This window comes from Mycobacterium sp. TH-M106, assembly GCF_057473765.1.
In genome coordinates this window covers 1-26485 of record NZ_JBYCLE010000472.1, presented here as the reverse complement: position 1 = coordinate 26485, position 26485 = coordinate 1, and the positions used below count along the sequence as shown (strand labels likewise).

25 protein-coding genes and 2 pseudogenes are annotated in these 26485 nt (G+C 65.8%); 19 read left to right on the top strand and 8 right to left on the bottom strand.

Annotated features, from left to right (window positions below; all coding sequences use genetic code 11):
- Positions 1 to 175, bottom strand: a pseudogene (locus tag AC2VOP_RS16850) (HAD-IB family hydrolase); the annotation flags it as partial.
- Positions 176 to 663: 488 nt separating this feature from the next.
- On the opposite strand from AC2VOP_RS16850, the gene ssd reads away from it, so the two are divergent.
- On the top strand, positions 664 to 1740 hold the full coding sequence (gene ssd / locus AC2VOP_RS16845) for a septum site-determining protein Ssd (RefSeq protein WP_486962030.1): 1077 nt from the start codon (positions 664 to 666) through the stop codon (positions 1738 to 1740).
- Positions 1737 to 2831, top strand: coding sequence for a TadA family conjugal transfer-associated ATPase (locus tag AC2VOP_RS16840; RefSeq protein ID WP_486962029.1), 1095 nt, complete (start codon positions 1737 to 1739; stop codon positions 2829 to 2831). Before ssd ends, AC2VOP_RS16840 begins: the two co-directional genes overlap by 4 nt.
- A gap of 118 nt (positions 2832 to 2949) precedes the next feature.
- Here AC2VOP_RS16840 and AC2VOP_RS16835 read toward each other — a convergent pair whose 3' ends face one another.
- The gene (locus AC2VOP_RS16835) at positions 2950 to 4191 is read right to left on the bottom strand and encodes an IS256 family transposase (protein WP_486962028.1); all 1242 of its coding nucleotides are present in this window, start codon (positions 4189 to 4191) and stop codon (positions 2950 to 2952) included.
- Positions 4192 to 4246: 55 nt separating this feature from the next.
- Between AC2VOP_RS16835 and AC2VOP_RS16830 the strand changes: the two genes are divergently transcribed.
- From AC2VOP_RS16830 to AC2VOP_RS16795, 8 genes are all read left to right on the top strand, one after another.
- Complete coding sequence (locus tag AC2VOP_RS16830) at positions 4247 to 4540, top strand: hypothetical protein (protein ID WP_486962027.1); 294 nt, start codon at positions 4247 to 4249, stop codon at positions 4538 to 4540.
- A 124-nt stretch (positions 4541 to 4664) separates the two neighbouring features.
- A complete protein-coding gene (locus tag AC2VOP_RS16825; RefSeq protein ID WP_486962026.1) occupies positions 4665 to 6536 on the top strand; it encodes an HsdM family class I SAM-dependent methyltransferase in 1872 nt (623 codons plus the stop codon).
- Positions 6533 to 7513 (top strand): restriction endonuclease subunit S, encoded by a 981-nt coding sequence (locus AC2VOP_RS16820; protein ID WP_042791486.1) that lies wholly within the window; start codon positions 6533 to 6535, stop codon positions 7511 to 7513. Before AC2VOP_RS16825 ends, AC2VOP_RS16820 begins: the two co-directional genes overlap by 4 nt.
- A gap of 239 nt (positions 7514 to 7752) precedes the next feature.
- Complete coding sequence (locus AC2VOP_RS16815) at positions 7753 to 9813, top strand: DEAD/DEAH box helicase (protein WP_486962025.1); 2061 nt, start codon at positions 7753 to 7755, stop codon at positions 9811 to 9813.
- 400 nt (positions 9814 to 10213) lie between these two features.
- Positions 10214 to 10618 carry a type VII secretion target gene (locus tag AC2VOP_RS16810; RefSeq protein WP_486962024.1) on the top strand — a complete coding sequence of 135 codons (405 nt, stop codon included), beginning with the start codon at positions 10214 to 10216 and terminating at the stop codon, positions 10616 to 10618.
- An 8-nt stretch (positions 10619 to 10626) separates the two neighbouring features.
- Positions 10627 to 12033 (top strand): hypothetical protein, encoded by a 1407-nt coding sequence (locus AC2VOP_RS16805; protein WP_011723601.1) that lies wholly within the window; start codon positions 10627 to 10629, stop codon positions 12031 to 12033.
- Between the two features lie 14 nt (positions 12034 to 12047).
- On the top strand, positions 12048 to 12566 hold the full coding sequence (locus AC2VOP_RS16800) for a hypothetical protein (RefSeq protein WP_011723602.1): 519 nt from the start codon (positions 12048 to 12050) through the stop codon (positions 12564 to 12566).
- Positions 12567 to 12622: 56 nt separating this feature from the next.
- Positions 12623 to 12919: a hypothetical protein gene (locus AC2VOP_RS16795; RefSeq protein WP_225342749.1), complete on the top strand. Its 297-nt coding sequence runs from the start codon at positions 12623 to 12625 to the stop codon at positions 12917 to 12919.
- Between the two features lie 138 nt (positions 12920 to 13057).
- Here the strand turns inward: AC2VOP_RS16795 and AC2VOP_RS16790 are convergent, their stop codons facing one another.
- The 5 genes from AC2VOP_RS16790 to AC2VOP_RS16770 form a co-directional block, all read right to left on the bottom strand.
- Positions 13058 to 13459: a DUF6262 family protein gene (locus AC2VOP_RS16790; RefSeq protein WP_486962023.1), complete on the bottom strand. Its 402-nt coding sequence runs from the start codon at positions 13457 to 13459 to the stop codon at positions 13058 to 13060.
- Entirely contained in the window at positions 13456 to 15684 is a 2229-nt protein-coding gene (locus tag AC2VOP_RS16785) for a tyrosine-type recombinase/integrase (RefSeq protein ID WP_486962022.1), read from the bottom strand. The genes AC2VOP_RS16790 and AC2VOP_RS16785 overlap by 4 nt, the downstream gene beginning before the upstream one ends.
- Positions 15671 to 16873: a tyrosine-type recombinase/integrase gene (locus AC2VOP_RS16780; protein WP_486962021.1), complete on the bottom strand. Its 1203-nt coding sequence runs from the start codon at positions 16871 to 16873 to the stop codon at positions 15671 to 15673. Before AC2VOP_RS16780 ends, AC2VOP_RS16785 begins: the two co-directional genes overlap by 14 nt.
- Positions 16874 to 16889: 16 nt before the next feature.
- Positions 16890 to 18113: an ImmA/IrrE family metallo-endopeptidase gene (locus AC2VOP_RS16775; RefSeq protein ID WP_011723607.1), complete on the bottom strand. Its 1224-nt coding sequence runs from the start codon at positions 18111 to 18113 to the stop codon at positions 16890 to 16892.
- A gap of 67 nt (positions 18114 to 18180) precedes the next feature.
- Positions 18181 to 18861 carry a hypothetical protein gene (locus AC2VOP_RS16770; protein WP_486962020.1) on the bottom strand — a complete coding sequence of 227 codons (681 nt, stop codon included), beginning with the start codon at positions 18859 to 18861 and terminating at the stop codon, positions 18181 to 18183.
- Between the two features lie 201 nt (positions 18862 to 19062).
- Between AC2VOP_RS16770 and AC2VOP_RS16765 the strand changes: the two are divergent.
- From AC2VOP_RS16765 to AC2VOP_RS16740, 6 genes and pseudogenes are all read left to right on the top strand, one after another.
- Positions 19063 to 19242: pseudogene (locus AC2VOP_RS16765) on the top strand (TadA family conjugal transfer-associated ATPase); the annotation flags it as partial.
- The gene (locus AC2VOP_RS16760; RefSeq protein WP_486962019.1) at positions 19239 to 20057 is read left to right on the top strand and encodes a type II secretion system F family protein; all 819 of its coding nucleotides are present in this window, start codon (positions 19239 to 19241) and stop codon (positions 20055 to 20057) included. The pseudogene AC2VOP_RS16765 and the gene AC2VOP_RS16760, both read left to right, overlap by 4 nt.
- 49 nt (positions 20058 to 20106) lie before the next feature.
- Positions 20107 to 20697 (top strand): type II secretion system F family protein, encoded by a 591-nt coding sequence (locus AC2VOP_RS16755; RefSeq protein ID WP_486962018.1) that lies wholly within the window; start codon positions 20107 to 20109, stop codon positions 20695 to 20697.
- A gap of 42 nt (positions 20698 to 20739) precedes the next feature.
- Complete coding sequence (locus AC2VOP_RS16750) at positions 20740 to 20946, top strand: DUF4244 domain-containing protein (protein ID WP_486962017.1); 207 nt, start codon at positions 20740 to 20742, stop codon at positions 20944 to 20946.
- Between the two features lie 32 nt (positions 20947 to 20978).
- On the top strand, positions 20979 to 21281 hold the full coding sequence (locus AC2VOP_RS16745; protein ID WP_486962016.1) for a TadE family type IV pilus minor pilin: 303 nt from the start codon (positions 20979 to 20981) through the stop codon (positions 21279 to 21281).
- A 25-nt stretch (positions 21282 to 21306) separates the two neighbouring features.
- Positions 21307 to 21648, top strand: a complete 342-nt coding sequence (locus AC2VOP_RS16740) for an Rv3654c family TadE-like protein (RefSeq protein ID WP_486962015.1) — start codon at positions 21307 to 21309, stop codon at positions 21646 to 21648.
- Positions 21649 to 21661: 13 nt separating this feature from the next.
- On the opposite strand, the gene AC2VOP_RS16735 is transcribed toward AC2VOP_RS16740, so the two are convergent.
- Positions 21662 to 24076 carry a DEAD/DEAH box helicase gene (locus AC2VOP_RS16735; protein WP_486962014.1) on the bottom strand — a complete coding sequence of 805 codons (2415 nt, stop codon included), beginning with the start codon at positions 24074 to 24076 and terminating at the stop codon, positions 21662 to 21664.
- A 279-nt stretch (positions 24077 to 24355) separates the two neighbouring features.
- Between AC2VOP_RS16735 and AC2VOP_RS16730 the strand changes: the two genes are divergently transcribed.
- The 3 genes from AC2VOP_RS16730 to topA all read left to right on the top strand — a co-directional run.
- Positions 24356 to 24559, top strand: a complete 204-nt coding sequence (locus AC2VOP_RS16730; RefSeq protein ID WP_003925183.1) for a cold-shock protein — start codon at positions 24356 to 24358, stop codon at positions 24557 to 24559.
- 119 nt (positions 24560 to 24678) lie between these two features.
- Positions 24679 to 25299, top strand: coding sequence for a hypothetical protein (locus AC2VOP_RS16725; protein WP_486962013.1), 621 nt, complete (start codon positions 24679 to 24681; stop codon positions 25297 to 25299).
- 113 nt (positions 25300 to 25412) lie between these two features.
- The coding region (gene topA, locus AC2VOP_RS16720; RefSeq protein ID WP_486962012.1) for a type I DNA topoisomerase at positions 25413 to 26485 on the top strand (1073 nt) is incomplete at its 3' end.

Sequence of the window (26485 nt, the reverse complement as noted above, 5' to 3'; positions counted from 1 at the left end):
CGGTTCGGCGGTTGATCAGCCCATGGTCGAAGAAGGGTTTGCTGAACGCCAGCGTGCTGGATTTGGCGATCACCGTCTTGTCGAGGTCGAAGAAAGCAGCCGTGCGGCTGCGGGACGTGTCGCCGGCAACCTGCAAGGACGCTTGCCGCGCGGCGGGCGGGCCGGAGGCGGTCACCGGTCCAGCATAGGGCTCAAGCGTGACCGGGCTGCGGTGTTGCAGATGAAACGGTAGTTCACATTGGGTGCGGTTGAGCACAGTGTATTGACCGGTACGATCCAGCCAAAGCGTGGCCTTGTTGGGATAAGACTTGCATCAGCCCCACCTGGGGTGTGTATAGTGAACGTCACTCGGCTGATGCCGAGGGTGTGTCGGCCCGACCCCCCGGGGCTGACGCATGACGACCCTCGCCTCCTCCCCCCCTGGCGGGGGTCGTCCCTATTTCCGGGTCATTGCTCGACGGTTCGGACGTCCGGCGTCCTGGAATGTGTTATCAAGCTCCCTCGGCATGCGCTGCGCCGATCGCCGTGCATTGTCCACAGTTCGGCGTTTTGTGCACAATCGCCCGGCACCGACTGGTCACCGCGCCCCCGGTCCCGCACGGTGGGGGCATGAGTGCTGTGAATCCTACGAATCCGGCAAGTCGCACTATCGGCCTGCTGACCATGTTGGCCCAGCCGGCGCTGCGCGACGAGGTGGATCGGATCGGCGCGGCGGTGGGCGTCCGGGTGATTCACGTCGCCGGCCCGACGCCGGTGAGCCGGAAAACCTGGTGTGCCGCAGCGGCGGTGATCCTCGATGAGCAGGCTGCGGACCGGTGCGGACGGGACACGCTGCCGCAACGCGCCCACGTCATCGTGCTCACCGGTGCCGAACCCACCGGAACCACCTGGCAAGCGGCGGTAGCGGTGGGTGCGCAACGGGTGCTGACGTTGCCCGCCGACGAGAAGGAGTTGGTGCGTCAGGTCGCCGAGGCTGGCGAGGCGATACGCGACGGTGGGCGCAACAGCTCAAGCGGCGAGGTCGTCGCGGTCGTCGGGGGTTGCGGCGGGGCCGGAGCGTCGCTGTTCGCGGCCGCGCTGGCCCAGACTGCCGGTGATGCGCTCCTGGTTGACCTTGACCCCGGCGGTGGCGGCGTCGACCTGCTGATCGGCAGTGAGAACGTGCCCGGGCTCCGCTGGCCCGACCTGGCGCTGCAGGGCGGACGGTTGGCCTGGTCGGCAGTGCGTTCGGCACTGCCCAGCCATCCCAGGCACCCTGACGTTTGGGTCCTGTCCGGCGTGCGGCGCTGGTACGAGCTCGACGCCCGTGCTGTTGACGCGGTCGTCGACGCAGGCCGGCGCGGCGGTACGACGGTAATCTGCGATCTTCCCAGGGGGCTCACCGACGCAACCGAAACGGCGTTGGAGGCCGCTGATCTGGTCGTGTTGGTCAGTCCTAGCGACGTGCGGGCGTGCGCGGCCAGCACGGCGATCGCGCCGCGACTGTGCGCTGTCAACCCCAACGTCGGGCTGGTGGTGCGCGGACCGTCACCCGGTGGCCTACGTGCGGGCGAGCTCGCCGATCTCGTCGGGTTGCCGCTGTTGGCGTCGATGCGCGCCGAGCCGAGGCTGACCGATCAGCTAGAACACGGCGGCCTGCGGTTGCGGCACCGATCGGCGTTGGCAGCCGCGGCCCGCCGGGTGCTCGGCGTACTGCCGCCACGTTCGCACGCGGCTGCGGTGAAGGTCGCGGCGGCGTGACCGATTCGCTGATCGAGCGGGTTCGAGAACGGTTGGCCGCCGAGTCCGCGGAGCCCAGTGACCTGGGTCCTCACGTGCTCGCCGCGGCGATCCGAGCTGAGTCCAGCGGGATGCTCGGCGACACCGAGGTGCTGAACAACCTGCGCCTACTGCAGACCGAGCTGACCGGCGCAGGTGTCCTCGAACAACTGCTGTGCGCCGACGGCACCACCGACGTGCTGGTCACTGCGCCCGATGCGGTATGGGTCGATGACGGGACCGGGCTGCGACGGAGCTCGGTTCGATTTGCCGACGAAGCGGCGGTGCGCCGCCTAGCGCAGCGGTTAGCGCTGGCCGCCGGCCGCCGGCTCGACGACGCGCAGCCATGGGTGGACGGCCAGCTGACCGGCCTGGGCGCTGGGGGCGCCCGTGAGTTCGCGGTGCGGCTGCACGCGATCCTGCCGCCGGTGGCGGCCGGCGGAACCTGCCTGTCACTGCGGGTGCTGCGACCGGCAACCCAAAACATCGCCGCCTTGACCGCAACCGGCGCGATCGCGCCGCAGGCTGCTGCGCTGGTCGCCGACATCATCGCCGCCCGGCTGGCGTTCCTGATCTCCGGCGGTACCGGTGCCGGGAAAACCACTCTGCTGGCCGCCGCGCTGGGCGCGGTCTCGCCCGACGAGCGCATCGTCTGCGTGGAGGACGCCACCGAGCTGCGACCGCGACATCCGCACCTGGTCAACCTGGTCGCGCGGGCCGCGAACGTGGAGGGCGCCGGCGAGGTGACACTGCGCCAGCTCGTCCGGCAGGCGTTGCGGATGCGACCGGATCGCATCGTGGTCGGCGAGGTGCGGGGTGCCGAAGTCGTCGACCTGCTGGCCGCGCTGAACACCGGCCACGACGGCGGCGCGGGCACCGTACACGCCAACAGCCCGGCGGAGGTGCTGGCTCGGTTGGAGGCGTTGGCCGCGCAGGGTGGCCTGGACCGGGCTGCGCTGCACAGCCAGCTAGCCGCGGCCGTATTATCTGTAGGGCGATCCGGGGTGTGTCTGACTGTGTCTGATGGTGAGCTTCGACCTTGCGCATGTCGTCGGGAACAGCCTTATCTGTAGAGCTGTACCTGACGGTCGCGAAGGCCGGGGCAGAACTCGACGTGACGGAAGAGGGTCGCGTCCCATGTCGTGGTGTAAGTAGCGTCGGCGTTTCCGCGTGAGGCTCTGTGAGTGTTCACTATGCCGTGAGAGCCGCTGTGGGGGCAACGCTTTCGGTGGGTTTGTCGCCGGGGTCGTTGGTTTTGAGCAGGGCCAGGGTGGCTTCGGAAAGATAGCGTTTGTCGGCGACTTGCCATTCGTCGTGGGCTTCGACGAGCACCGAGCCGGCCAGCCGCAATAGTGCGGCCGGATTCGGGAAGACCCCGACGACGTCGGTTCGGCGCTTGATCTCGCGGTTGAGACGCTCCAACGGGTTGGTCGACCAGATCTTTTTCCAGTGCGCCACCGGGAAGTCGGCGAACGCGGTGATGTCCTCGGCGGCATCACGCAGCATGGTCTCGACCTTGGGCAATTGCCGGCCGAGCATGGTGGCGATGGTGTCGAGTTGTTCGCGCACGTGCTCGGCGTCGGGTTGGGCGAAGATGGTGCGGATCGCCGCGGCGACCATCTCCGCGGAGCCCTTGGGCACCTGCGCGAGAACGTTGCGCACGAAATGCACCCGGCACCGTTGCCAGGCCGCTCCGATCAGCACGGCTTCGATGGCGGCCCGCAGCCCGGCGTGGGCATCGGAGATGACCAGCTGCACCCCCGCAAGGCCGCGTGATTTCAGCGACCGCAGAAACGCCGTCCAAAATGCGCCGTCCTCGGAGTCTCCGACGTCGAAGCCGAGCACTTCGCGGCGGCCGTCGGCGGCCACGCCGGTGGCGATGACGACGGCTTGGGAGACGACCCGGTGGTTGACCCGGGCTTTGCAGTAGGTGGCATCGAGGAACACATACGGGAATGCCTGCTCCGAGAGCGGGCGGTCGCGGAAGGCGGCCACTTCGGTGTCTAGGTCCGCGCAGATTCGCGAGACTTCGCTTTTGGAGATCCCCGAATCGGCCCCCAGGGCTTTGACCAGGTCGTCGACCTTTCTGGTGGAGGTGCCGTGCAGGTAGGCCTCCATGACCACTGCGAACAGGCACTGATCGACTCGGCGCCGGCGCTCGAGCAGTGCGGGGAAAAACGAACCCGACCGCAGCTTGGGGATGCGCAGTTCCAGGTCGCCGGCCACCGTGGTCAAGGTGCGCGGCCGCGACCCATTGCGCTGATTGGTTCTGGACTCGCAGCGCTCATGGGCGGCGGCGCCGATCAGCGCGGTCAACTCCGCCTCGATCAGAGCCTGGTAGATGGTTTCGGCGGCTTGAGTGATCCGATCACCGGCATCGGCGGTGCGCAGTGCGTCGAGCACCTCGAGCAAGGCAGACTGATCCAGGGCCATCGCGATGTTCCTCTCGGTAGTGATGCTTGGCGGTTTCACCACAGAGACTCACGCGATGGCCCTCTACACATCAGCACCGACACGCCGCCACTACTTACACCACTCCCCGGGACGTGAATCGGAAGAGGCTTACAAGGCCGGCTGGGACTACCCGCCGCGGATGGGTGCACTCGGTGTGATCAGCCCTCGCACGTGCCCCCGCTGTCCGGTCAACCGCATCTTGTGGTGGGCGATCGCAATTGACGGTTACACAGCGGACATGCTCAGCGAGCATCAGCGGACGGTCATCGCACGCATTGTCGGCGAACCGGACACGATCGCCGTGCCTCCGCCCACGCCGGCGCCGTGATGGTAGGGGTGCGGCAGGTAGACATCAGCTGCGAGTTTCGACGTCGTTGCGTCCACTGATTGATGGCGCTGGCTATGGTTTCCACTGACCATGTGTCGGATGTTGGCGGACGAGGGGCTGGTAGGTGCCGAACGAACGGATTACCGAGGACATGGTGGAGGCCAAGCTCCGCGAGCTCGGCTTCTATGACGATGAAGAGTCCGTGCTGGTCGAGAAGCAGCAGTCCGTAGTGAAGGCGATCCGCACCGCGCTCTCCAAGGCATCGAAGACGGGCAAGGGCAGAGCCGGGTACCCCGAGTTCATCATCTCCGCGCCAGCGACCCCCGACATGGTGGTTGTCATCGAGTGCAAAGCCAGCGCCAGGAATCATCAGTCGCGCAACCGCGATCAGCCGAAGGACTTCGCCGTTGATGGTGTCCTCCACTATGCGCGGTATTTGTCCAACGATTACACGGTGATCGCCATCGCCGTCTCGGGAACACCGCGCTCGAATCGATGGTCGTTCTTCGTCGTGCCCAAGGGGACCTATGAGGAGAAGCCGCTGGTCTCCCCGATGGGCGCTCCGATCGCAGAGATGATCGGCATGAACGACCTCATCTCAGCCGCGTCCTTCGATCCCAAGGTTCAGCGACAGCGCGAAAAAGACCTCATCTCCTTCTCGATGGAGATGCACGAGTTCATGCGCGATGAAGCCGAGCTTGAGGAGAAGGAGAAGCCACTGGCGGTGGCGGGAACGCTGCTGGCACTGAAGGACCCGGTGTTCGCCAAGACATATCAGGCATACTCAGCCACGGAGCTTCCCGACTTTTGGATTCAGTCGATCCAAAAGGTAGTCAAGCGGGCGAAGATTCCGTACTCGAAGTTCGAGACGATGACGCAGCCGTTCACAGGCATCCAGGTTCATCCTGAACTCAGCAAGGCGACGAAGGGCTACCCGAAGGGGCTGCTGAGTGAGATCGTCACGATGCTCGCCGAAAAGGTCATGCCCTTCATCACCGTCTACCATGACTTCGATGTTGTTGGAGCCTTCTACGGTGAGTTCCTGAAGTACACCGGAGGCGACGGCAAGGGGCTTGGCATCGTGCTCACCCCCAAGCACGTCACTGAACTCTTCGCGTTGCTCGCCAATGTCACTAAGGGCGACAAAGTTCTCGACATCTGTGCTGGCACAGGCGGATTCCTGATCTCGTCGATGATGCAGATGATGAAGTCAGCGACGACGGAAGCTGAAAGCGAGTCCATCAGAAAAGAACGCTTGATCGGGGTTGAGCAGAGTCCGACCATGTACGCGCTCGCGGTTTCCAACATGATTTTGAGGGGCGACGGCAAGGCGAACATGCACCAAGGCTCGTGTTTTGACGGAGCGATCACGACCATCGTCAAGAGACACAAAGCCAACGTCGGAATGATCAACCCGCCGTACGCCAAGTCGAAGGAAGACCTTCACGAATTACGTTTCGTGGAGCACATGCTCGACAGTCTGACCAAGGGCGGCACGGGCATAGCCATCGTTCCCATCTCGTGCGCGACCGCCCCAAGCGACCACAAGAGGAACCTGCTCAAGAAGCACACGCTCGAAGCGGTCATGTCCATGCCTCCCGAGGTGTTCTACCCGGTCGGGGTTATCACCTGCATCATGGTCTTCACTGCTGGCATCCCACATGCGACGTCGAACAAGAAATCGTGGTTCGGCTACTGGCGCGACGATGGCTTCATCAAGACCAAACACCTTGGACGCATTGACAAACACCATACTTGGCCAGGCATCCGTGACCACTGGGTCGAGATGTTCCGCAACCGTGAGGTTCACGCAGGCGAATCCGTGGCACAGAAGGTCACCGCCGACGACGAATGGGTCGCCGAAGCCTACATGGAGACCGACTACTCGAAGCTCAGCAAGGAAGACTTCGAACGAGTACTGCTCGACTACGCGATGTTCGGCATGAGCACCTCCATGGAAACCGACGAAGAGTCCGGCAGCGAGGACGAAGAATGACCACCGTCAGCGACCTGTTCCGTGTCTCGTACGGGAACAAACTCGACATGAACAAGATGGTGAAGGCCGACAAATCCGAAGGGATCGCATTCGTCGGGAGAATGGGTGGCCTGAACGGAAAGTCGGGCGTCGCAGGGTACGTCAAGCCTGTACCAGGTCTCAACCCGTACCGTGAGAACCTCTTGACGGTGGCCCTCGGTGGTGCGCGCCTGCTCTCCACCTACGTGCAGCAGCGCCCGTTCTACACCGCTCAGAACGTCGCCGTGCTTAGACCCATCGATCCCGAGATGCCCTTGCTACACAGGCTTTACTACGCCATGTGCATCAGAGCGAACGCCTTCCGCTACACGGCCTTCGGGCGCGAGGCGAACCGAACACTAGCCGCCATCGAGATTCCCACCGAAGTACCCGACTGGGTGGACAGCGGCGAGATCCCGACGATCGAAGGGATGGCGCGGCCAGAGCGCAGCGAGGTGGAACTTGGGGACACGACCAAGTGGCGAGAGTTCACCTTCGAAGACCTCTTCACCGTCAAGAAGGGCAAGCGGGTCACCAAGGCCAATCGTGTACCAGGAGCCACTAGGTTCATCGGGGCTTCGGAGAAGAACAACGGCATCACCGACATGTGCGACCTCGAACCCACCTTCGAGGCTCATTGCCTCACCGTTCCATACAACGGCAACTCCGTAGGTGTCGCCTTCTATCAGGACCGACCGTTCTGCGCGAGCGACGACGTTAACGTACTCATCCCGAAGGCAGAGATCTCGTACTGGGCGCTGCTGTTCGTCGCGGCGGTGATCCGCTTCGAGCGCTACCGATTCACCTACGGCTACAAGTGGAACCTGACGCGGATGAAGAAGACCCAGATTCGACTTCCGGCTAAAAAGGACGGCACGCCCGACTGGGCGTACATGGAGTCCGTGATGCGCGGGCTTCCTTTCTCCGGGGCGATTGCATCCTTCGACGACGTCGCGTAGCGGTCGGGATTCCGGCTATCTGCCGCCCCGGCTTGGCGGGGTCGTTGTGGCCGACGGTCGCGAACGCGGTCGCATAGCCCACCTGGAGGTCCCGGCGGCGCGCCCCGGGCCCGAATCCGCGTCATCTTCGCGATGCAGGGACAACAAGCCGCTGAGAGCCCGGTACACGCCTCGCCGACACGCGACGTTCAGCGGTGACCAGGGTTGTATAAGGTTAGTCACCTTGTATAGTCCCAACCATGGCTGATGAAGAGTATTTGCGGGTGGCGGAGGCCGCTGCCTATCTCGGCGTATCACCGCAAACACTCCGGCGATGGGATCGCGACGGCACGCTGAAGGCCCTGCGCCGGCCCGGAAGCGAGTACCGCTACTACCAGCGGGCTGACTTGGAACCGTTTCGGCTGCAATACCGCCGGGCCGAAGAAGCCGCTGCGGCCGGCGCTGACAGCATCGTGTTCATCACCGCGAATGCGGACGTCGAGGCCAACGACGCGTTACGGGAACCGCAACGCGAGGCTCATCGTGCAGTGCGTGAACACTTCGCCGCCGGCACCAGCCCCGCGATCGTGCAGATTCCGGTGGGCTGCGGCAAAACCGGCATCATGGCCACCTTGCCCTTCGGGGTCGCGCGTGGGCGCGTGCTGGTCATCACGCCGAACTTGACGATCCGCAAGGGTGTGGCCGACGCCGTGGACATCACCAGCCCGCAGTGCTTCTGGGCGAAATGCCGGGTACTTTCAGATTTCACGGCCGGCCCCTGGATGGCGGTGCTCGACGGACCTAATGCCAATATCCACGACGCGATCGAAAGCCACTTCGTGGTCTGCAACATCCAGCAGTTGGCCAGCCAGGCCGACCGCTGGCTGCCTCAGTTTCCTGAGGATTTCTTCGACATGATCCTCGTTGACGAAGGACACCATGCTGCGGCCGAAAGCTGGCAGAAAGTCTTTCGCCGATTCCCCAACGCCAAGATCGTCAGCCTGACTGCCACGCCGTTCCGCTCGGATCAGCAGCAACTACACGGCGAGGTCGTCTATCGGTACCCCTTCACCCGGGCGATGATCAACGGCTACATCAAACAGATCCATTCACGTAACGTCGCCCCGTCGGAGATCTACTTCACCTACCGCGACGACACCCGTCGACACACCCTTGAGGAAGTCCTCCAACTTCGTGAAGAGGCCTGGTTTCGTCGGGGGGTGGCGCTGAGCCTTGAGTGCAATCGGCACATCGTCGAGGCCAGCATTCAGCAGTGCGAACGGATGCGGGCACAGACAGGCATCCCGCACCAGGTCATTGCCGCAGCATGCTCAGTCGACCATGCGCGGCAGATCGCCAGCATTTACCGCGAGTGCGGTTACCGCGCCGCCGAAATCCACTCCGACATGGACCCTGACGACCAAGACGCCGTCATTGAACGACTCCGGCAGGGTCAACTGGATTGCATCGTCCAAGTCCAGATGCTCGGCGAGGGCTTCGACCATCCGCGCTTGAGCGTCGCAGCGATCTTCCGCCCATTCCGCAGCTTGGCCCCCTACATCCAGTTCGTCGGTCGGGTCATGCGCGTCTTGCAGGACTCAGCACCCGACCACCCGGACAACCAAGGCCACATCATTTCCCACGTCGGCCTCAATAACGACGCCCGCTGGACCGAGTTCCGTGAACTCGATCTCGATGACCAAGAGCTCGTCCACTCCTGGGTCATCGGTCAGACCGACCAGGACGCTGACCCGGCTACCAGCGGCGGGTCCCGGACCCGTCGATTCGATGGAGGCATGCTTGTCGACAACGAGATCCTGACCGACTTCGTCGAGCACACCTACCTCGACCCCGCTGACGATCGGGTGCTCGATCAGCTACTCGACCGCGAAGTCGCTCCCGGCGTCAAACTCGGTGCCCTCGTCGACCGTGAACAGCTACGAGAACGTCTCCTCGCTCAGCAAGCCGCCTCCGCAGCCCCCACCCCTCAGCCGATACCCGTTTCACCGCAGCGGCAACGCCAATCGGCCAAAACCCGCGTCAACCAGCGCACGAAGGCGGTAGCTAGCCGCGTCCTCACAGAACTAGGCCTGGCGCACCGCGGCTATCGACTTATGGCGATCACCGGCGGCCAGCGTCAGCACAACTCAACCATTGTCATCCGACGCATGAATACGGCGATCAACGAGGCGGTAGGGATGCCCAACGGCACCCGCGGCGAATGGTCACGCCAACAGCTCCAAACCATCTTCGACCGCATCGACGAAATCGGCGACAACGTCCGTGACACTTTGGCAAGCCAACTCAGCCAACACAATTGAGCCCGAACAAGACCGCGGACGACAGGAGTTCAGATGCCGACCAAGTCGATACTGCGCCACGTCCATGTTGAGACTCCCCGGACCAACCACCCGCGCAAGTGCGCCGCCCACAGGTCCGGGAAATCGGCACACCTCATCCTCAGCGGGGACACCCACCTCGTCGTCGTTGAAGGCGACACAACCTTCAGGTACTGCCGGGAGACGGCCGCTGAGGTCCTTGACCGAGCCCAGTCCCAACTCGATGATTTGCGGCAACAGCTTGGGATCTGACCACAATCCTGGCTGTTCGCGCGGCTACCCCGGCTACCCGCGGGCTGGATAGCAATGCCGTAGGCGGCTGTGGCTGTGGGCGACCAGAACAATGTTCACAAGATTCTGCGATGCCCACTACGCTTCCCCCATGACCTCCCCCGTCCTGAGGGTCACGCCGGCCAGCTTGCGCGAGTTCGCGCAGCGCTGCGAGGCACTGTCCGGTCAGGTTGCACCGGCTCTGCCCGCGGCGACCATCTCGGCGTGGCAGTCCACCGGGGCAGCCACGAGCACGGTCAATGCCGGTATGCGCACCGTCGGCACCGCTTGCAAATCCCGGATGACGGCGAACGGCAGCAAGCTCATCAAGGCGGCGAGCGCGTACCAGAACCAGGACGACCACAGCGCGCAGCGGCTCACCGCGGTTGGCTCGCACCTGCCCGCCGGCTCGGGCACCGACGGCGGAGCCGGTGGACTGCCGTCGGGCATACCCCCGCTGGTCCCGCGCAGCTCGGGTGGCGACGGCGGATCAGCCGGACTCGGGATAGGCAGGTAAGCGCCCCCATGCCTGGTCTACCCACCTTGTCGGAGGTCCGCGCCGCGAACTGGGATCACCTGCGCACCAATGCCGCCGCTTGGAGAAGTCTCGGACGCACCTGGGAATCCGCATTCACCGAGGTACACAACGCCTCCCTGCGCCCGGGTGGAACCGACTGGACCGGGGCCGGTGCCGAAGCCTTCCAAGACCGCGCCTACCTCGACCTGGTGAAAATCCGTCATCCCGCCGATATCACCGACACCGTCGCGGGGATCGCCGAACGCGGCGCCGACGCCCAGGACGGCAACAAGAGGTCGATCCTCGACACCGTCGACGAAGTCGAGGGCGACAATTTCCAGGTCGGGGAGGACTGGTCGGTCACCGACCGGATTACCTGGTACAGCTCCGCCGCGGAACTCGAGCAACGCGAACAGGCAGCCCAGGAGCACCGGAGCTTCCTCATGTCCAAGGTCTACAAGCTCGTCGGCGACGAAGCCGACATCTCCCGCAACCTCACCACCGCCTCGGCCGATTTGCACGGGTTCAGCTTCGGCGACGAGGGCGCCGACGGTGGGGCCGGCGACGGGCAACCGCACGTCGTGCTGGTGGATGACGTACACCGCGATCCCACCATCAAGGGTCCGGCGGCCACGCCCCAACACGAACAGAACGGGTACGACCTCCAAGACCAATTCCAGGATGGCCAAGGTCCGGTCTTCGGCGGTGACCCGCGAGATGGCGTGCCACGCAGCCCAGCTTCCGAGCTGGCCCAAGGCCCACCGGGCACCCGGCCGCTGCCGACCGGCACGGCGCTCGGCCCCGACGGCCACCGGTATGCGTTCTTCAGTCACCCAGACGGAACCGAGGTCCCAGGGGTCAACCAGTTCGTGACCAACGGAGCGGTGTGGGATTACACGGACCCCGCCCATCCCGTCAAAGTCGGTGACCTGCCCGGAATTTACCAAGCCAGCGGCGTTTACGACGCCGCGACCAATCAGATGGTGATCGTCGGCAACACCAGCAACCGAAACGGTGATCTCACGCGGGGCATGTGGGTATCGGGACCGATCGACCCGGCCCAGCCCAACAGCTGGATCAGTTCCTTGCAGCACGTCGGCGATGTCAGCCTTCCCGGTGATCGCGAAAGCCAACTCGTCGCGTTAAGCGGCGGCGGATACATGCTCGTCGGAGCGACCAACGGCGGACCTGTGCAGGCCATCAGCGCCGCTACTCCGCAAGGGTTGATGGGCGCTGCCCCCCAAACGCTGCTAAGCCAAGGCCAGCTTCCGACGGTGTACGGACCAACCGTCATGGGAACGTCGCTCGACCCGGCGACCGGGGTTGAGCAGATTCAACTGCGAGTGAGTACGTGGCCGCCCGGGCCTACCTACGACCCCAACACATGGACAACGACGTTCGACGTCCAACACTAGGAAGGCGGCCAGAAGTGCTGAGCAAGACCTTCAACGCCACCGCTGCGGTCATCGGCACCGCGGTGATCAGCGCCTGCACCGCCCACGCCGAACCACCGAAATTCCCCGATCTCGACGCGTTCCAGCCGGTCGATCCCGCACCGTATACCGCTTCCGGCCGTGCCGGGGGCGGTGCGTATTTTGTTACCCCTGACGGAATCCAGTGCAGCGTTCCGCATCCCGACCATCCGGGCGAGCACGTCAGCGTTAGTTGTGCTGGGCCGCTGCCGGGCCTGCCTGATGACGCTCCGCGGGGAAAGGACGGCTGCTCAGCGGTGGGATCGCCGACATCGCTGCCCACCGATCTGGGTCCGTACAGCTTCCAGGAAGGCACCGGGTGCCCGATTCTCACCACGCCGCCGCTCAACGTCGGCCAAAAGATCACCACGGCTGGTATCACCTGCGCAGTCGGAGGTGATCGGCTGACCGCCTGCATCGATCCGGTTCTCAACCGCGGCTTCGTCCTTGAGCCGTCTGGTTCGTGGACCTTCTAGGCTCCGCCAGCCGAAATCCGCGGGCGCCAGCCAGCCGCGTGAGTATGCTCGACGCCGTGAGCTGCAATGTCGGATGGAGATTGGCGGCGGGCCTCGCCGCCGTCGCGCTGGTCCTTGCGCCGGCCGCGGCTGCCGATCCTGAGTGCTCCTCCTGCGTCCAGGGCAAGGAAGCCATCGATGACCAGGTTCTGCGCCGCCACGTGCAGTTGACGGCAAACGACGATCTGCACCAGTACTGCGAATCACTACTGCGCAATGTGCTCAAGAGCGGGCGAGTCGCCCGGGTGGATTCACCGCCGGACTTCGTCGCGAGTTGCGAAGACGAGGGCCGCGTTCTCATTGCGGGGCAATAGGGTCGCCCCCGGCCTCAGATCACCTAGTTCTACGCGGCAATCGCATCCTTCGCGGCTTCATGCTGTCATCGACGGACTTGATAGCTGCCCGCAAGTGTGAGGTAATTCCCGGCCTGCGCGCCAGGCTGGGCACAGGCCTCAGCTGCCGGCGTGGAGTTTGTCGATCTCTCCATGCAGCACGGCGATGGTCTGATCGCGTTCACGCAGGGCGGCTTTCAGCTCCGCGATCTGGGCGTCTTTGGCGGTCAGCCGCAAGCGCAACGCCGCAACGATGCTGGATTCTGGGCCGGCCGCCGCCGGCGCGGGCTCGTCAGGGACCACCGTCACGGTTCGGTGGGTTTTAATCAGGGCAAGTAGCGTGGGCCGGTGGTAGATGCTCTTGCGGGTCACGTCGGCGCGGCGGGCCACGCTGCTGATACTGATTGGCGCTTTTTCGCGGCGTAGGTCTTTGAGGGCCTTGAGGACTCGTGAGTTCACCGAATCCCGTCTCATTTGGGTATGGCGTGCCAGAGCGTCGAGCGAGGCCTGCGAGACGGTCATGCGTCAGCGCGGGGGTCGGCTTTGCGCAGTGCCGAATCGTGGGCGCCGCGGGTGGCGATGACGTGCAACGGAAGCCGTCGGAAGGTGCCGGCGCCGGAGATGGCGGATTCGGGGGTGCCGGCATCGGCTGCCAGCCGCTCCAAGATGGCCTGCAGGGAGTTCAGCTCGCGCAGCCGCTCACGGATCCAGACGTTGTCGTCGGTGAGCTCGCGGCCGGTGCGTTGCCGATATTGCTGGCGGCGTAGTTCGATCAGCGCGGCGGTTTTGGTGTGTTGATCGCGCAGTTCGGCGGCGTGGGTGATATCGGTGGCGAAATGCCCGCAGGACAGGCAGGCGTTGCCTTTGTCGCAGGTCTTCAACGGTGGGAGCAGGCAAACTCCATTGGGCAGTACCCGGTCGGTACGGGCTGACAACTGGGTCATGTCGAGGATGTCGGACGGGCTGATCGCGATCTCGACACCGTGGGCGCCGATCTTCTTGTGCTTGAGGAACTCGGCCTCGGCCGTCGCGGCCAAGGTCGAGGCATAGCGCATCGTCATCTCCGGGCTTTTATGCCCGAGGTAGCGCTGTACGACATGGATGGGTACGCCGTCATTGAGTAGCTCAGTGGCCCGGGTGTGCCGCAGCCGGTGGGTTTGGGTGAACCGCAACGGATTGCCGGCGGCATCGGTCAGGCCATGAATCTTGTCCAGTTTGGCCAATGACAGGTTGTAGCTGGCATAGGGGCGCGGTCGGCGGCCCGCCAGGTTTTGCTTGACCCCGATGAACAGATACTTCGGTGTCAGGCCCGGGTAGGTGGTCGTCAGCCAGCGTTGCTGTTCGGTGACCACGTTGACGACGGCTTGCTCGACAAGGATGGTCGGAGTGACGCCGTCGACCTTCGTCTGCTGATAGCGCAGCTTGGCAACGAACGCATCAGGGTCATCGGAGTCGGTCGGACGTTCAGCGCCGGGAATCGGCTGCAGCGGCTGATGGTCGAGCATCAGGATTTCTGAAGCCCGCCGCCCAGTCAAGGCTTGCAGCAGCCAGATCCGGGCGGCTTGGGGATCTCCAAGCCCCTTGATGATCGAGGCGGTGCCGTCGGGATGAGTGAGGGCGACCAGGGTGCCTCGGTCGGCCGCGAGCACATCGAGGTAGGCCAACATCTGCTGCAATTCGCCAGTCGAATACCAGCTCAGCTCGCGGACCCGGTTAGCGCGCCGAGCCCGAAACGCCGGACCCCACAGCCGAGTGTGCGCATCGGTCAACGCCAGCCAGCGCGGGTTCCCAGTCGCTGCGGCAGCTTCGGGTGCGTGGTCGACCATGAACGTGTAGAACACCTGGGTGTAGGACTGGGTGGCGTCGATGGCACTGGGGGTCAACGGTTTGTCTGGAGTGGCTGCGGCTGCCGGAGACCGCAGATACTCGGTGAACGCGGTGAAGATCAGCCGCAATTGCGCGGGGTCATCGGCCAACGCCGGATCCGCGTAACCGTGTTCGGTGGCGAACGCCCCGAAGTGTCGGGCCATGTCCCGGGCACGTTCGACTGCGGAGGACCAACGCAACAATTCCGCGTCCAGGGCGGTGCGCAGCCAAAACCGCACTCCCTCACGCAGCCAGTCCGGGGTGATCGCGCCGATCTTCACCGACTGGTCGTGGCCGGGTTCGTGTTCGCGTTGCGGTATGCGCGGATCAGCGCGCAGATCCCAAGTGTCATGCGCCCACCAATCGGTGTCGGTGGTGCGCACGGACAGATACAGGTGCAGGTGTTCGATGAGGTGAGTGACGTTGCGCCGTGCTCCCGGCGAGGGCAGTCGGGCGTTGCGCTTTTCGAATACCAGCATTGCGTGGCGCACGATCGTCGCCGCTGACAGATCGGTGATGCTGGTCGGTGGGTGGCCGTGAGTGTTGCGGTAGTCGGCCGCGGCCGCGGTCAACGCTTGGCCGGCCCACTTGAGCACCGACGGTTCGATCCTGCGCAGGCCTTCGTGGTGACACAGCCACACCCACCACGCCACTTCGTGGGCGAAGCGTCGGGGCGTGCCGGCGGGGCTGAAGTCATGCTCGGATGATCCGCGGTGCTCGCGCAGGTAGTAGCGGTTCTGCAGGAAAACGGTTGCAGCCGGCGCGGAGTCGATGCGATAGACAGGTCGCCGCCACCCTTTGGGGACGGTGGCCCACTGGGCTTCCCAGCCCCTCGGCACCGCCGGCGCTGGACATCCGGTGGGGTCTTCACGGCGGGCCATCGTGGAGTCCTTTCCAGCCGGCGACATAGTTCTTCCAGCTGGCCAACGACCGCATCTCGGCGTCCTGGGTGACCCAGCCGTAGGTGGACAAGGTGGTCTGCACATCGGCGTGGCCGAGCCGGCGCATCACCACGTGTTCGGGGACTCCGGCCAATAGCAGCGCGGTGGCGTGGGTGTGTCTCAGCCAGTGGGGCGTCCAACCTGCGGGCAGACTGGGTTGGGCCCGTTTGATGCCCCGGACTTTGTCGTAGACGGTTTCGACCCGCATCGCGGCAAACCGGGGTCCGTGGGCCAGGTTGACGAACACGAAGTGGCTGGCCAGATCCGGAACCTCGACATCAGCGGCCATCGCGACCAGCTGCCATACATATTCGGAGTACAAGGCCTCCAGATCATCGCCGACATAAACCCGACGGGAGCTGGTCTTGACTCGTACGCCGTGCGGGTGGTCTTGGCGGTCGACGATCTCGATGAATGGGGTGGCGCCGGCACCGATGTGGAAGTCGTGGTGCCGCAACGACAACGCCTCACCCAGTCGCATGCCGGTCTCGGCCAGCACGGCGAACAACAGCCGGTTGCGCACCGCGGCGGGCCCGCCAGACCATGTCCCGTCGTGCTGCACCGAACACGCATCTAAAATGGTGTTGACTTGCGGCGGGGTCAGCACCGGGGTGGTGCAACGGTTCTGTGTGCGCATCCGGTAAATCGGGTGATCCCCGCGACGCTGCGGTCCGACGCTGTCGAGGAAGCCGACGTAGCGCCGATAACGCCGCCAACTGCCCCGCGAGGTGAACAGCCGCCGATACGGAGTATCGACGTGGTGGGCGTCGGCGTGATAGCGGTACATCGACAACACCGCTGCGGCACGCGGCTGCAACGACGAGGCCGCCAAGCGCTGTTGCGGCGGCCCGATTCGGGCCGAGCCCGGCAGATCCCCAGTGCGCAGGAACTGCAGATACTGCCCAAACAAGGTGGTAGGGAAGTCGTCCCAGACATGGCCAGTGTGGCTGAGCACGGTAAACCAGTCGGCGATGCCGGCGGCGTACGCGCGGACCGTGTGTGGGGAGGCTCCGCCGTCGCGTAGGAACCGCAGATACTCCGCGGCTGGACCGATCGGCAGTCCGTCATCGCCGACCACGGTGTAGGTGTCGGGTCCCTCGCCGAAGCTGACTCGCTGCGATCGCGCCACCACGCACCCCTGGGGCTTACCCGCGCCGGTTACCGCGCTGGGACAGCACAATCACATTGTCATGTCTGCCGGCCAACGCCGGCACGCGCTCCTCGGCACCGTGAGTATGGGTGCCTGTAGCTCCGCGCTGCCCGGCCATGAAGTCCTCCAGCACATCCTGCGGCCACATCAGTTCATAAGGGGCCAGCATGGCTGCGCTGCGAGCCGAAAACGCGATATCGAGCCACCTGCTGATCAACAGCGGTCGCTCCACGTCGCGATCGTTCCAACCCGGCTCGACACGCCCCCACGTGGTATCGGTTTCCGCGTTGACCCGGGTATACAGCTGACGGCGCAACGCCTCGAACCGGTCGGAGGCCAACAATCCCGAGACATGCAAATGCCGCAGCAGCGCACCCAGCGAGATCCCCCACTTAGCCTTCACCGGCAACAACTCAGCCAGCGAGGGCGCCCGCGACACCTCCTCGGCCAACACCCCCGCGGGCGCCAACAACTCTGAGGCGAACGCCGAGGCCTGCTCTTCGCGTTCTTCGGTAACACCGCCCGACGCGTGTAACGACAAATGCCCGACCTCATGCGCCAGCGTCCACCGAGTCCTCTCCCACGAATTCGACTGGCGCACCACAATCAGCGGCCGAGTGTTGAACTCACCGACCCGCACCGAATAACCCAAATGCTTATCCAGCTTGCCCGTCGAATCCTCATCCCCAAGGACCCGACGCGATGAAGACGTCAGCAGCCGACGCACCACGATCACCACACCGCTGCGCTCGACCTCATGCGTCAGATACTCGATCGGCACGTCGACGTCGAATCCCAGTGCCTGACGCACCACCTCGGCCGCCTTCGCTACGGGGGTATGCGAAGGCAGTACCGGAAGCCGCACCGGCGGCAACTGTGCACGACTGTCCAGTTCGTCGAGGAATTCCCCAGCCAGCGCCGCGAACTGAGCCAGGTACTCGCGTTCCGACACCGTGATTGATCGCGGCGCCCGAAACAGCAGATCCGACGGATGCACACGCGAGGTCGGCGCGGTAGTGAAGAACTTCGCCGGGAAGCGCAGCACCTCAACGAGCCGATCGAAATCCTCGACCGGCACCAAGGCTGTCGTCGACTTCTCCAACCGGTTGAGCCGAGAATGCTTCCAGCCCAACGCTTCCATCACCGCGGTAACCGTCATCGCCCGCATCACCCGAGCCTGGTTGACGCGCAGCCCATAGATCTGCACCGTCGTCTTCATCGCAGCTCCGATTCAACAACGACCCCACGACATGACCCATACGACCTTCCAGCACAGCGCGATCCGCCTAGGCCGGCTCGTCCGGATCGTCGGTGCCCGACCCCAACGCCGGTGGCTCGAGATCCCCGAAGTCGCTGGCCGGTTCGACGCTGCGTTTCGGTGTTGTCAGCAGTGGTGATTCCGTCACTGGCGGGAGCGGTGAAGTTGCCAAGATCTGCACCCGCGACGCACTGTCCACATCGATGACCGCCGCCAACTCGGCCTCCGCCAGACCCGACCCGTCGTCGGTGGGCCACCACAACGAAAAGATGTCTGGCTTGCCCGCCGCGGTTGTCTTCGGCGCCGGAAACAGCTCCGCCTTGGACCCCTCGTCGAGCATCATCTGCCTGCCCGGTTCGGTCGACGCCCGTAGCAGCGGCAGCCCACCCCCATCCGGCATCGCCACGATGCGCACTCGCTCCCCGTGCAGCACCTTCGACGGCCACCGCCGAACCCGCAGGTCCATCCCCCGGCCATTTGATATCTGCACCGACAACCCACTGCCACACCTCGACGACAACGTGTCCCAGGGCTGCGGCCCCCGAAGCTCCCGCATCCGCAACACCATCAACCGAACATCCGTGCAAAACGCCTGTCCATGAATGTCCCGCGGACTGTCGAACAACGCCTTCCACTGTTCGCCCACTTTCGGGATCGCCCGCTCGATGTCGTAACGCAGCGTCGCAAACGACTGTCGATGATCGGACACCACCCGATCTAACCACCCCTGTAGGTTCATGTGGCGAATTTCGCACGGTAAAGCAGCCTAAGCAAGCAACTCGGCCGGTGTGTCGCCGACCGAATCTTCTGCCCGTTTCCACCATCAAAGAATACATGTGTCTCGTGATAAATACCCAGGTAAACACGCCGTAAGACGTCAGTATGAGTGGTGACCTACAGATAACGGGATCAGGTGCTGCTGCACGTCGAACGCGATCGCACCGGCAGACGCCGGCTCTCTGAAATCGCGGTGCTGCAACGCACCGAGGGCGGGGGGATGCGCGCCGTGGGCGTCTGGCATGCCGACCGGGGCATGACCGACGACGCTGGCGAATTGCATCGGCTGCTGCGCAACCGGATACCGGCATGACGGGGCCGACCGTAGCGGCACTGGCATTGTCGGCGGCCGCGCTGATCCCGGCGTCGCCGCGGCGTCGGCTCGGGCCGGCCGTCTCGGTGCAGCGAAGGCCCCGTCACCGGCGACCGTTACCGCCCGTGGTTGGGGTGCTGGCCGCAGCCGGATGTGCCGTCGCGTGCGTCACGGCGGTGCTGGCTGCGGTGCTGCCGGTGACCACGATTCTCGCCGCGGCAGCACTTACCGCGACCGTCGGCATGCGCCGTCGCCGCCGGATCCGTCGTCGGCACGCCGCAGAGGAGGTCAGTGCGCTGCAGACCGCACTCGACATTCTGGTCGGCGAGTTGCGCGTCGGTGTCCATCCGGTGCGGGCCTTCGACGTGGCCGCCGCCGAAACTGATCAGCCCTCGGTCGGTGCCGGCCTGCGGACCGTCGCGGCGCGCGCGCGGCTGGGCGCTGACGTTCCCACCGGCCTGCGCAGCGTAGCCCGGTCGTCGTCGCTACCGGCGTACTGGGAGCGCCTGGCGGTGTACTGGCAGCTCGCCTGCGAGCACGGCCTGGCGATATCCACTCTGATGCGCGCCGCGCAACGCGATATCGTTGAGCGGCAACGCTTCTCGTCGCGGATAGATGCGGGCATGGCCGGTGCCCGCGCGTCGGCAGCCATCCTGGCTGCACTCCCCGTGCTCGGTGTGTTGCTGGGCCAGCTGATCGGCGCCGAACCGTTGAGCTTTCTGCTCGGCGGTGGCGGCGCATTGTTGCTGGCCGGCGTACTGCTGGTCTGCGCCGGGCTGGTCTGGTCTGATCGGATCACCGAGCGGCTGCCGTGAGCACAGCCAGCGACGATGCAGAGCCAAGCGATGCTGAGGAGCGGCTGCTATGAGCACAGCGGCCGCGCTGTTGGGGCTGGCCCTGTTGGTAGGCGCTGGTCCATCGGCGGTCCGGGCGCGGGCCGGGATGCGCCCGCGCAGCCGTCCGGTACGCCGCCCGGCGACGCAGCGCCCCGATCCGCTGGCGGTGGCGTCGAGCCTCGACGTGCTGGCGCTCTGCCTGGTGGCGGGTATGACGATCTCGGCTGCGGCCGCCGCAACAGCATTCTCGGCGCCGCCACAGCTGGCACGGGGGCTGCGCCGCGGCGTCGATCTCCTTGCGCTAGGCGCGGATCCAGCAACCGCATGGTCGTCGGCCCCGAACCAGCCACCCCGCTCGGCCGATACGCAGACGCAGGCGCTGCTGCGTCTGGTCCGACGGTCGGGGTCTTCCGGCGCGGCGCTCGCCGAAGGCATCACCGTGCTCGCCGCGCAGTGCCGCGACGACGCCGCACACGCAGCAACGGCAGCAGCAGAACGGGCCGCGGTCTTGATCGCCGGGCCGCTCGGTGTCTGCTTCCTGCCGGCGTTCGTGTGTCTGGGCATCGTTCCGGTGGTGGCCGGGCTGGCCGGTGATGTACTGCGGTCGGGTCTGCTCTGATGCTCTATAAGCCGAACACGCAAGTTAACGAGAGAGGATACGATGAAGGGAATCAACATGTTTCGTGTTGTACAGGCTCGGATAGCGCTGCTGGTCGCCGACGAATCAGGCATGTCGACGGTCGAATACGCTATCGGGACTATTGCTGCCGCGGCCTTCGGCGCGATCCTGTACACAGTCGTCACCGGAGACTCCGTCGTCTCAGCGCTCACCCGGGTCGTCGGGCGTGCGCTCAACACCAAAGTCTAGCCGGATTAACCGGTACTGCCGGTGCGAGCACAGTGGAAGCGGCGCTGGGGTTGGCCACGTTGGTCGTGGTGCTGGTGCTGTGCTTGACGGGTCTTACAGCGGTGTCGATGCAGGTACGTTGCGTGGACGCCGCTCGTGAGGCCGCCCGCCTGGCAGCGCGTGGGCAGGACCGGGCGGCTGTCGAGGCCGCCCGCGACATCGCGCCGCCCGGCGCGGCGGTGCAGGTGCACAGGGACGGCGAGTTCGCGGTGGCTGCCGTCACCGCGCGGTCAAACCTGTTGCCCGCGTTGGCCATCACCGCTGAGGCGGTGTCGGCTATGGAGCCGCCCAGGTAAGGCTGGTTCGGCTGGCTTGGCTGGCTTGGCTGGTTCGGCTGGTTCGGCAACTGTGCTCGCAGCGACGATGGTCGCCGTGCTGTTGGTCGTCACCGGCGGCGGGCTGTGGCTCGGCTCGGCGGTAATCGGGCGCCACCACGCCCAGGGGGCTGCCGATCTGGCCGCGGTGGCTGCCGCCGCCTGGCTGCCGGCCGGTGCGGCGGCTGCCTGTGCTCGGGCGGCGCTGGTGGTTCACCGGATGCGGGCCGACCCGGTCGATTGCCGGGTCGACGGACTCGATGTGGTGGTCACCGTCGAGGTGCCGGTGGTCTTCGACAGTTGGGGTGCCGGGCCGGCCCGCGCGGCGGCTCGCGCCGGTCCGAAATAGCCGCATCCAGGAGTCAGACACCGTCGGTGACGCGGTTCAACTCGGCCAGCACCAGCCGCAGCAGCCGCAGCGCACCGGCTTTGTCCAGCGGGTCGTTGCCGTTGCCGCACTTGGGTGACTGCACGCACGAGGGACATCCGTATGGGCAGTCGCACGACTCGATCGTCGCCGCGGTGGCCGCGAGCCAGGTCCCGGCCGCACGGAATCCGCGTTCGGAGAATCCGGCGCCGCCCGGGTGACCGTCGTAGACGAAGACGCTGGGCAGTCCGCCCAGCGACGCCGGCCCCACTGCCGTCGACAGGCCACCGATGTCGCCACGGTCGCAGCTTGCCACCAGCGGCAGCAGGCCGATGGCCGCATGCTCGGCAGCGTGCAGCGATCCCGGGATTCGTTGCTCATCGATACCGTGGTGCGTCATGGCGTCGGCGGTGACGGTGTACACCACCGCGGTGGTGGGCAATGTGCAGGCCGGCATATCCAGTTCGACGAAGTCGATCACCTGCCCGGACGGCTGCCGACGTAGATAGCCGACGACCTGGTGGGTGACTGTGACCGGTACCAGGTGAAGACTGACCGAACCGAACCGGGCGCGCTCACCGTCGCCGGTGACGTCGATGGCGATGAGTTCCCGCGCGAACGTCGCATAGCCGGGATCCTCAGGATGCACGGCGGCGACTCCGCCCTCGATGTCCAAGGACTCGACCAGGTAACTCTCGCCCTGGTGCAGGTAGACAGCGCCCCGGTGAACCGAAGCCGGCGCCTGGTTGGCCGATACGCTGCCCAGCAGTCGGCCGGTGTCGGACTCCACGATGGCGACCTCGCCGCCCGCCGAACCCTGGGTACCCCGGATGTCCACGCGCGGATGCGGGTCCACCGCGTCCATGCTGGGCGCCGGAAAGTATTTGCCGGACCGGAGCCGCAGCAGACCGTCGTCGACCAGCGTCGCTGCCACCTTTTCGGCGCGCAGGCTGGCGATTTCGGCGTCGGTGAGGGGCAGTTCGGTCGCCGCACACAGCAGCTGGGGCCCAAGCACATAAGGATTGGCCGGGTCGATCACCACTTTCTCGACCGGCTTGTTCAACAACGCCGCGGGGTGACCGACCAGGTAGGTGTCCAACGGGTCGTCGCGGGCGACCAGCACGATCAACGCCGCCTGCCCCCGCCGGCCGCATCGGCCGGCTTGCTGCCAGAACGAGGCGACCGTCCCGGGAAAACCGGCGATCACCACTGCGTCCAGCCCTGCGATGTCGAGACCCAGCTCCAGTGCGTTGGTGGTGGCCAAGCCGTAGAGTTCACCGTCGGCGAGCGCGCGTTCCAGTGCCCGGCGATCCTCGGCGAGGTAACCCGCCCGGTAGGACGCGACCTTGCTGGCCAGGTGCGGGGCGATGGCCTCCAGCCGCGCCCGCGCCGCCAGCGCGGTCAACTCGGCGCCGCGGCGGGACCGGACGAAGGTCAGCGTGCGCGCGCCCTCGGCAACCAGGTCGGCCATCACCCGGGCCGCCTCGGCGCCGGCGGAGCGCCGCACTGGGGCGCCGTTCTCGCCGGTCAGGTCGGTGCGCAGCGCGGGCTCCCACAGCGCCACTGTGCGCGCCCCGTGGGGGGAGCGGTCTTCGGTGACCTCGGTGACCGGCTGACCGATCAGAGCCGACGCGCTGGCACCCGGTGCCGCCGTGGTCGCGCTGGCGAAGATCACGGTGGGTAAGACGGCGGGTAATGCCAGCCCGCCGGTCTGGGCGCCGGAACCTGTTGCCGGGCCGGCCGAGTAGCGCGCGCACAGTCGCAGCAGCCGGCGCAGCACAATCGCCACATTCGAGCCGAAAATGCCTCGGTAGTAGTGACACTCGTCGACGACGACAAAACGTAGGTCGCTCAGGAAGACCGCCCAGCGGGCATGGTTGCGCAACATCGACAGGTGGATCATGTCCGGGTTGGAGAACACCCAGCGGGACCGCTCCCTGGCCAAGCGGCGAAGTTCGGCGGGGCTGTCCCCGTCGTAGGCGGTCGGTGTCACAGGCGTCGCAGTGCCCAGCCGGCTGATCGTGGTGGTCAGCGCATGCGCCGTCTGCAACTGGTCGCGGCCCAGGGCTTTCGTCGGCGAGAGATACAGCGCCCTCGCACGTGGATTCCTCGCCAGCGTGTTCAGCACCGGGAGCTGGTAGGCCAGCGACTTTCCCGACGCCGTTCCGGTGCTGATCACCACATGATGACCGGCGTGCGCCAGTTCGGCGGCGGCGAGCTGGTGCGGCCACGGGGCGGTGATACCGCGATCGGTGAACGCGCCCACCACGTCGGGCCCGGCCCAGGCGGGCCAGTGGCCCGGCTCGCCGCGCGCCGCCGGGAACTCAGCGACGTGGCGCAGCGGGTGTTCACCGGGCTGGGTGCCGGCCAATGCGGCCGCCAGCAGCTCCCGGCCCAAACTCGTCGTCATTGATGCTGTCCTTAACAGTTATCCCAGGAGTTTGCACACCCGATACTGTTGCCGAGGCGATGAACGTGATTGACTAATGGGCGGCCTTAGCTTCTGTGTTCGTGTCAAACTTTCGCAGGATCGTTCGTTGCGACCGCAGTTCCCCCGAGAGGTGCGTCGGTGGCGACACCGACGCCACCACAACGGTACGGCGGTAGCAACGGGCCCGGGACACCGAAAGGCGGCGTCCCGACCGACGGTGCACCGCACCGGGTAAGAAGAGTTAGGAAAGATCGACAAATGCCACAGGGAACTGTGAAGTGGTTCAACGCAGAGAAGGGCTTTGGCTTCATCGCACCCGAGGACGGGTCGGCTGACGTGTTTGTCCACTACACGGAGATCCAGGGGAGCGGCTTTCGCACCCTTGAAGAGAACCAGCGGGTCGAGTTCGAAGTCGGCCAGAGCCCCAAGGGGCCGCAGGCCACCGGTGTCCGCTCCATCTGAGCGGTCGCGTCTGACGCTCTGACGGGCGCCGCGCACGTCCTGCCGGAAGGGTGGCGTCCGGAGGTTGCGTGTCCGGTAATCTGACGGGCGCGTCGCGGTCCTGGCTTACTGTCGATGACGTGAGCCAACTGTCGTTCTTCTCGGCAGAGTCGGTGCCGCCCGGGGTCACCGACCTCACCGGCGTACTCGCGGCGACGGGCCAGATCGCCGTCGTCGGTGACGGGGCTCGGCTCTCGGTCGTCGTGGACCAGCTGTGGCGGGCGTCTGCGCTGGCCGAGTTGATCGACGATGCCGGGCTGCAGCCGGAGATCACCCGCACCGAGGAGAACACCCCGCTGGTGCGCACCCGGGTGGACCCGCGGCTGCGTGCCATTGCCGCCCAGTGGACCCGTGGGGCCGTCAAAACCGTGCCTGCGCGGTGGTTGCCCGGGCCGCGCGAGCTGCGGGCCTGGACGCTGGCAGCAGGCAGCCCCGAGGGTGACCGGTATCTGCTGGGCCTGGACCCGCACGCTCCGGACACCTATTCCCCGCTCGCGTCGGCGCTGATGCGGGCCGGTATCGCGCCGACCTTGATCGGCACCCGCGGCAGCCGGCCCGCGCTGCGCATCAGCGGCCGTCGCAGGCTGTCACGCCTGGTAGAGAACGTGGGGGAACCGCCCCACGGCGTGCAGGCGTTAGCGCAGTGGCCGCGCGCCGAGCCGGCTGTACCGAGCCCTGGAAACAATCGCAACGATCCGTAGCACGGCTCATTACCAGCTCATTGCCGGGTGTCGGTTTGCATCGGCCTGCCCGCGGGTGCGAGATTGTCAGGTGCCCACCGGCAGGTACCTACAGAAGTGGAGCGTAAGCGCAGTTGGCTGACCCGACCCGCGACGGCGGAAATGCATCCGTGCGGCGACTCGTCATTGTCGAGTCGCCCACCAAGGCGCGCAAAATAGCCGGATACCTGGGGCCGGGCTACATTGTCGAGTCGTCGCGAGGCCACATCCGCGACCTGCCGGGCAATGCCGCCGACGTCCCGGCAAAGTTCAAAAGCGAGCCGTGGGCGCGGCTCGGGGTCAACGTCGACGCCGACTTCGAGCCGCTCTACATCGTCAGCCCGGAGAAGAAGAGCACCGTCACCCAGCTCAAGAGCCTGCTCAAAGACGTCGACGAACTCTACCTGGCCACCGACGGCGACCGGGAGGGCGAAGCCATCGCCTGGCACCTGCTGGAGACCCTGAAGCCGCGCGTCCCGGTCAAACGGATGGTTTTCCACGAGATCACCGAGCCGGCGATCCGCAACGCCGCCGAACATCCCCGCGACCTCGATGACGACCTGGTCGACGCGCAGGAGACCCGGCGCATCCTGGACCGGCTGTACGGCTACGAGGTCAGCCCGGTGCTGTGGAAAAAGGTCGCGCCGAAGCTTTCGGCGGGACGGGTGCAGTCGGTGGCGACCCGCATCATCGTGCAGCGCGAGCGGGAACGGATGGCGTTCCGCGGCGCGTCCTACTGGGACGTGATCGCCGAGCTGGACGCCGGCGTGTCCGACCCGGCGTCGCAACCGGCCACGTTCACCGCGCGGCTGGTGACCGTCGACGATCTGCGGGTGGCTACCGGACGCGATTTCGACTCGCTGGGCGCGGTCCGCAAGCCCGGCGAGGTGACGGTGCTCGACGAAGCCGGCGCCACCGAGCTAGCGGAGGGATTGCAGGGCTCCCAGCTCTCGGTGGCGTCGGTGGAGGAAAAGCCCTACACCCGCCGCCCCTATCCGCCGTTCATGACCTCGACGCTGCAGCAGGAAGCCGGTCGCAAGCTGCGGTTCTCCGCCGAACGGACGATGAGCATCGCGCAGCGGCTCTACGAAAACGGCTACATCACCTACATGCGCACCGACTCGACCACGCTCTCGCAGGCGGCCATCGACGCCGCCCGTACTCAGGC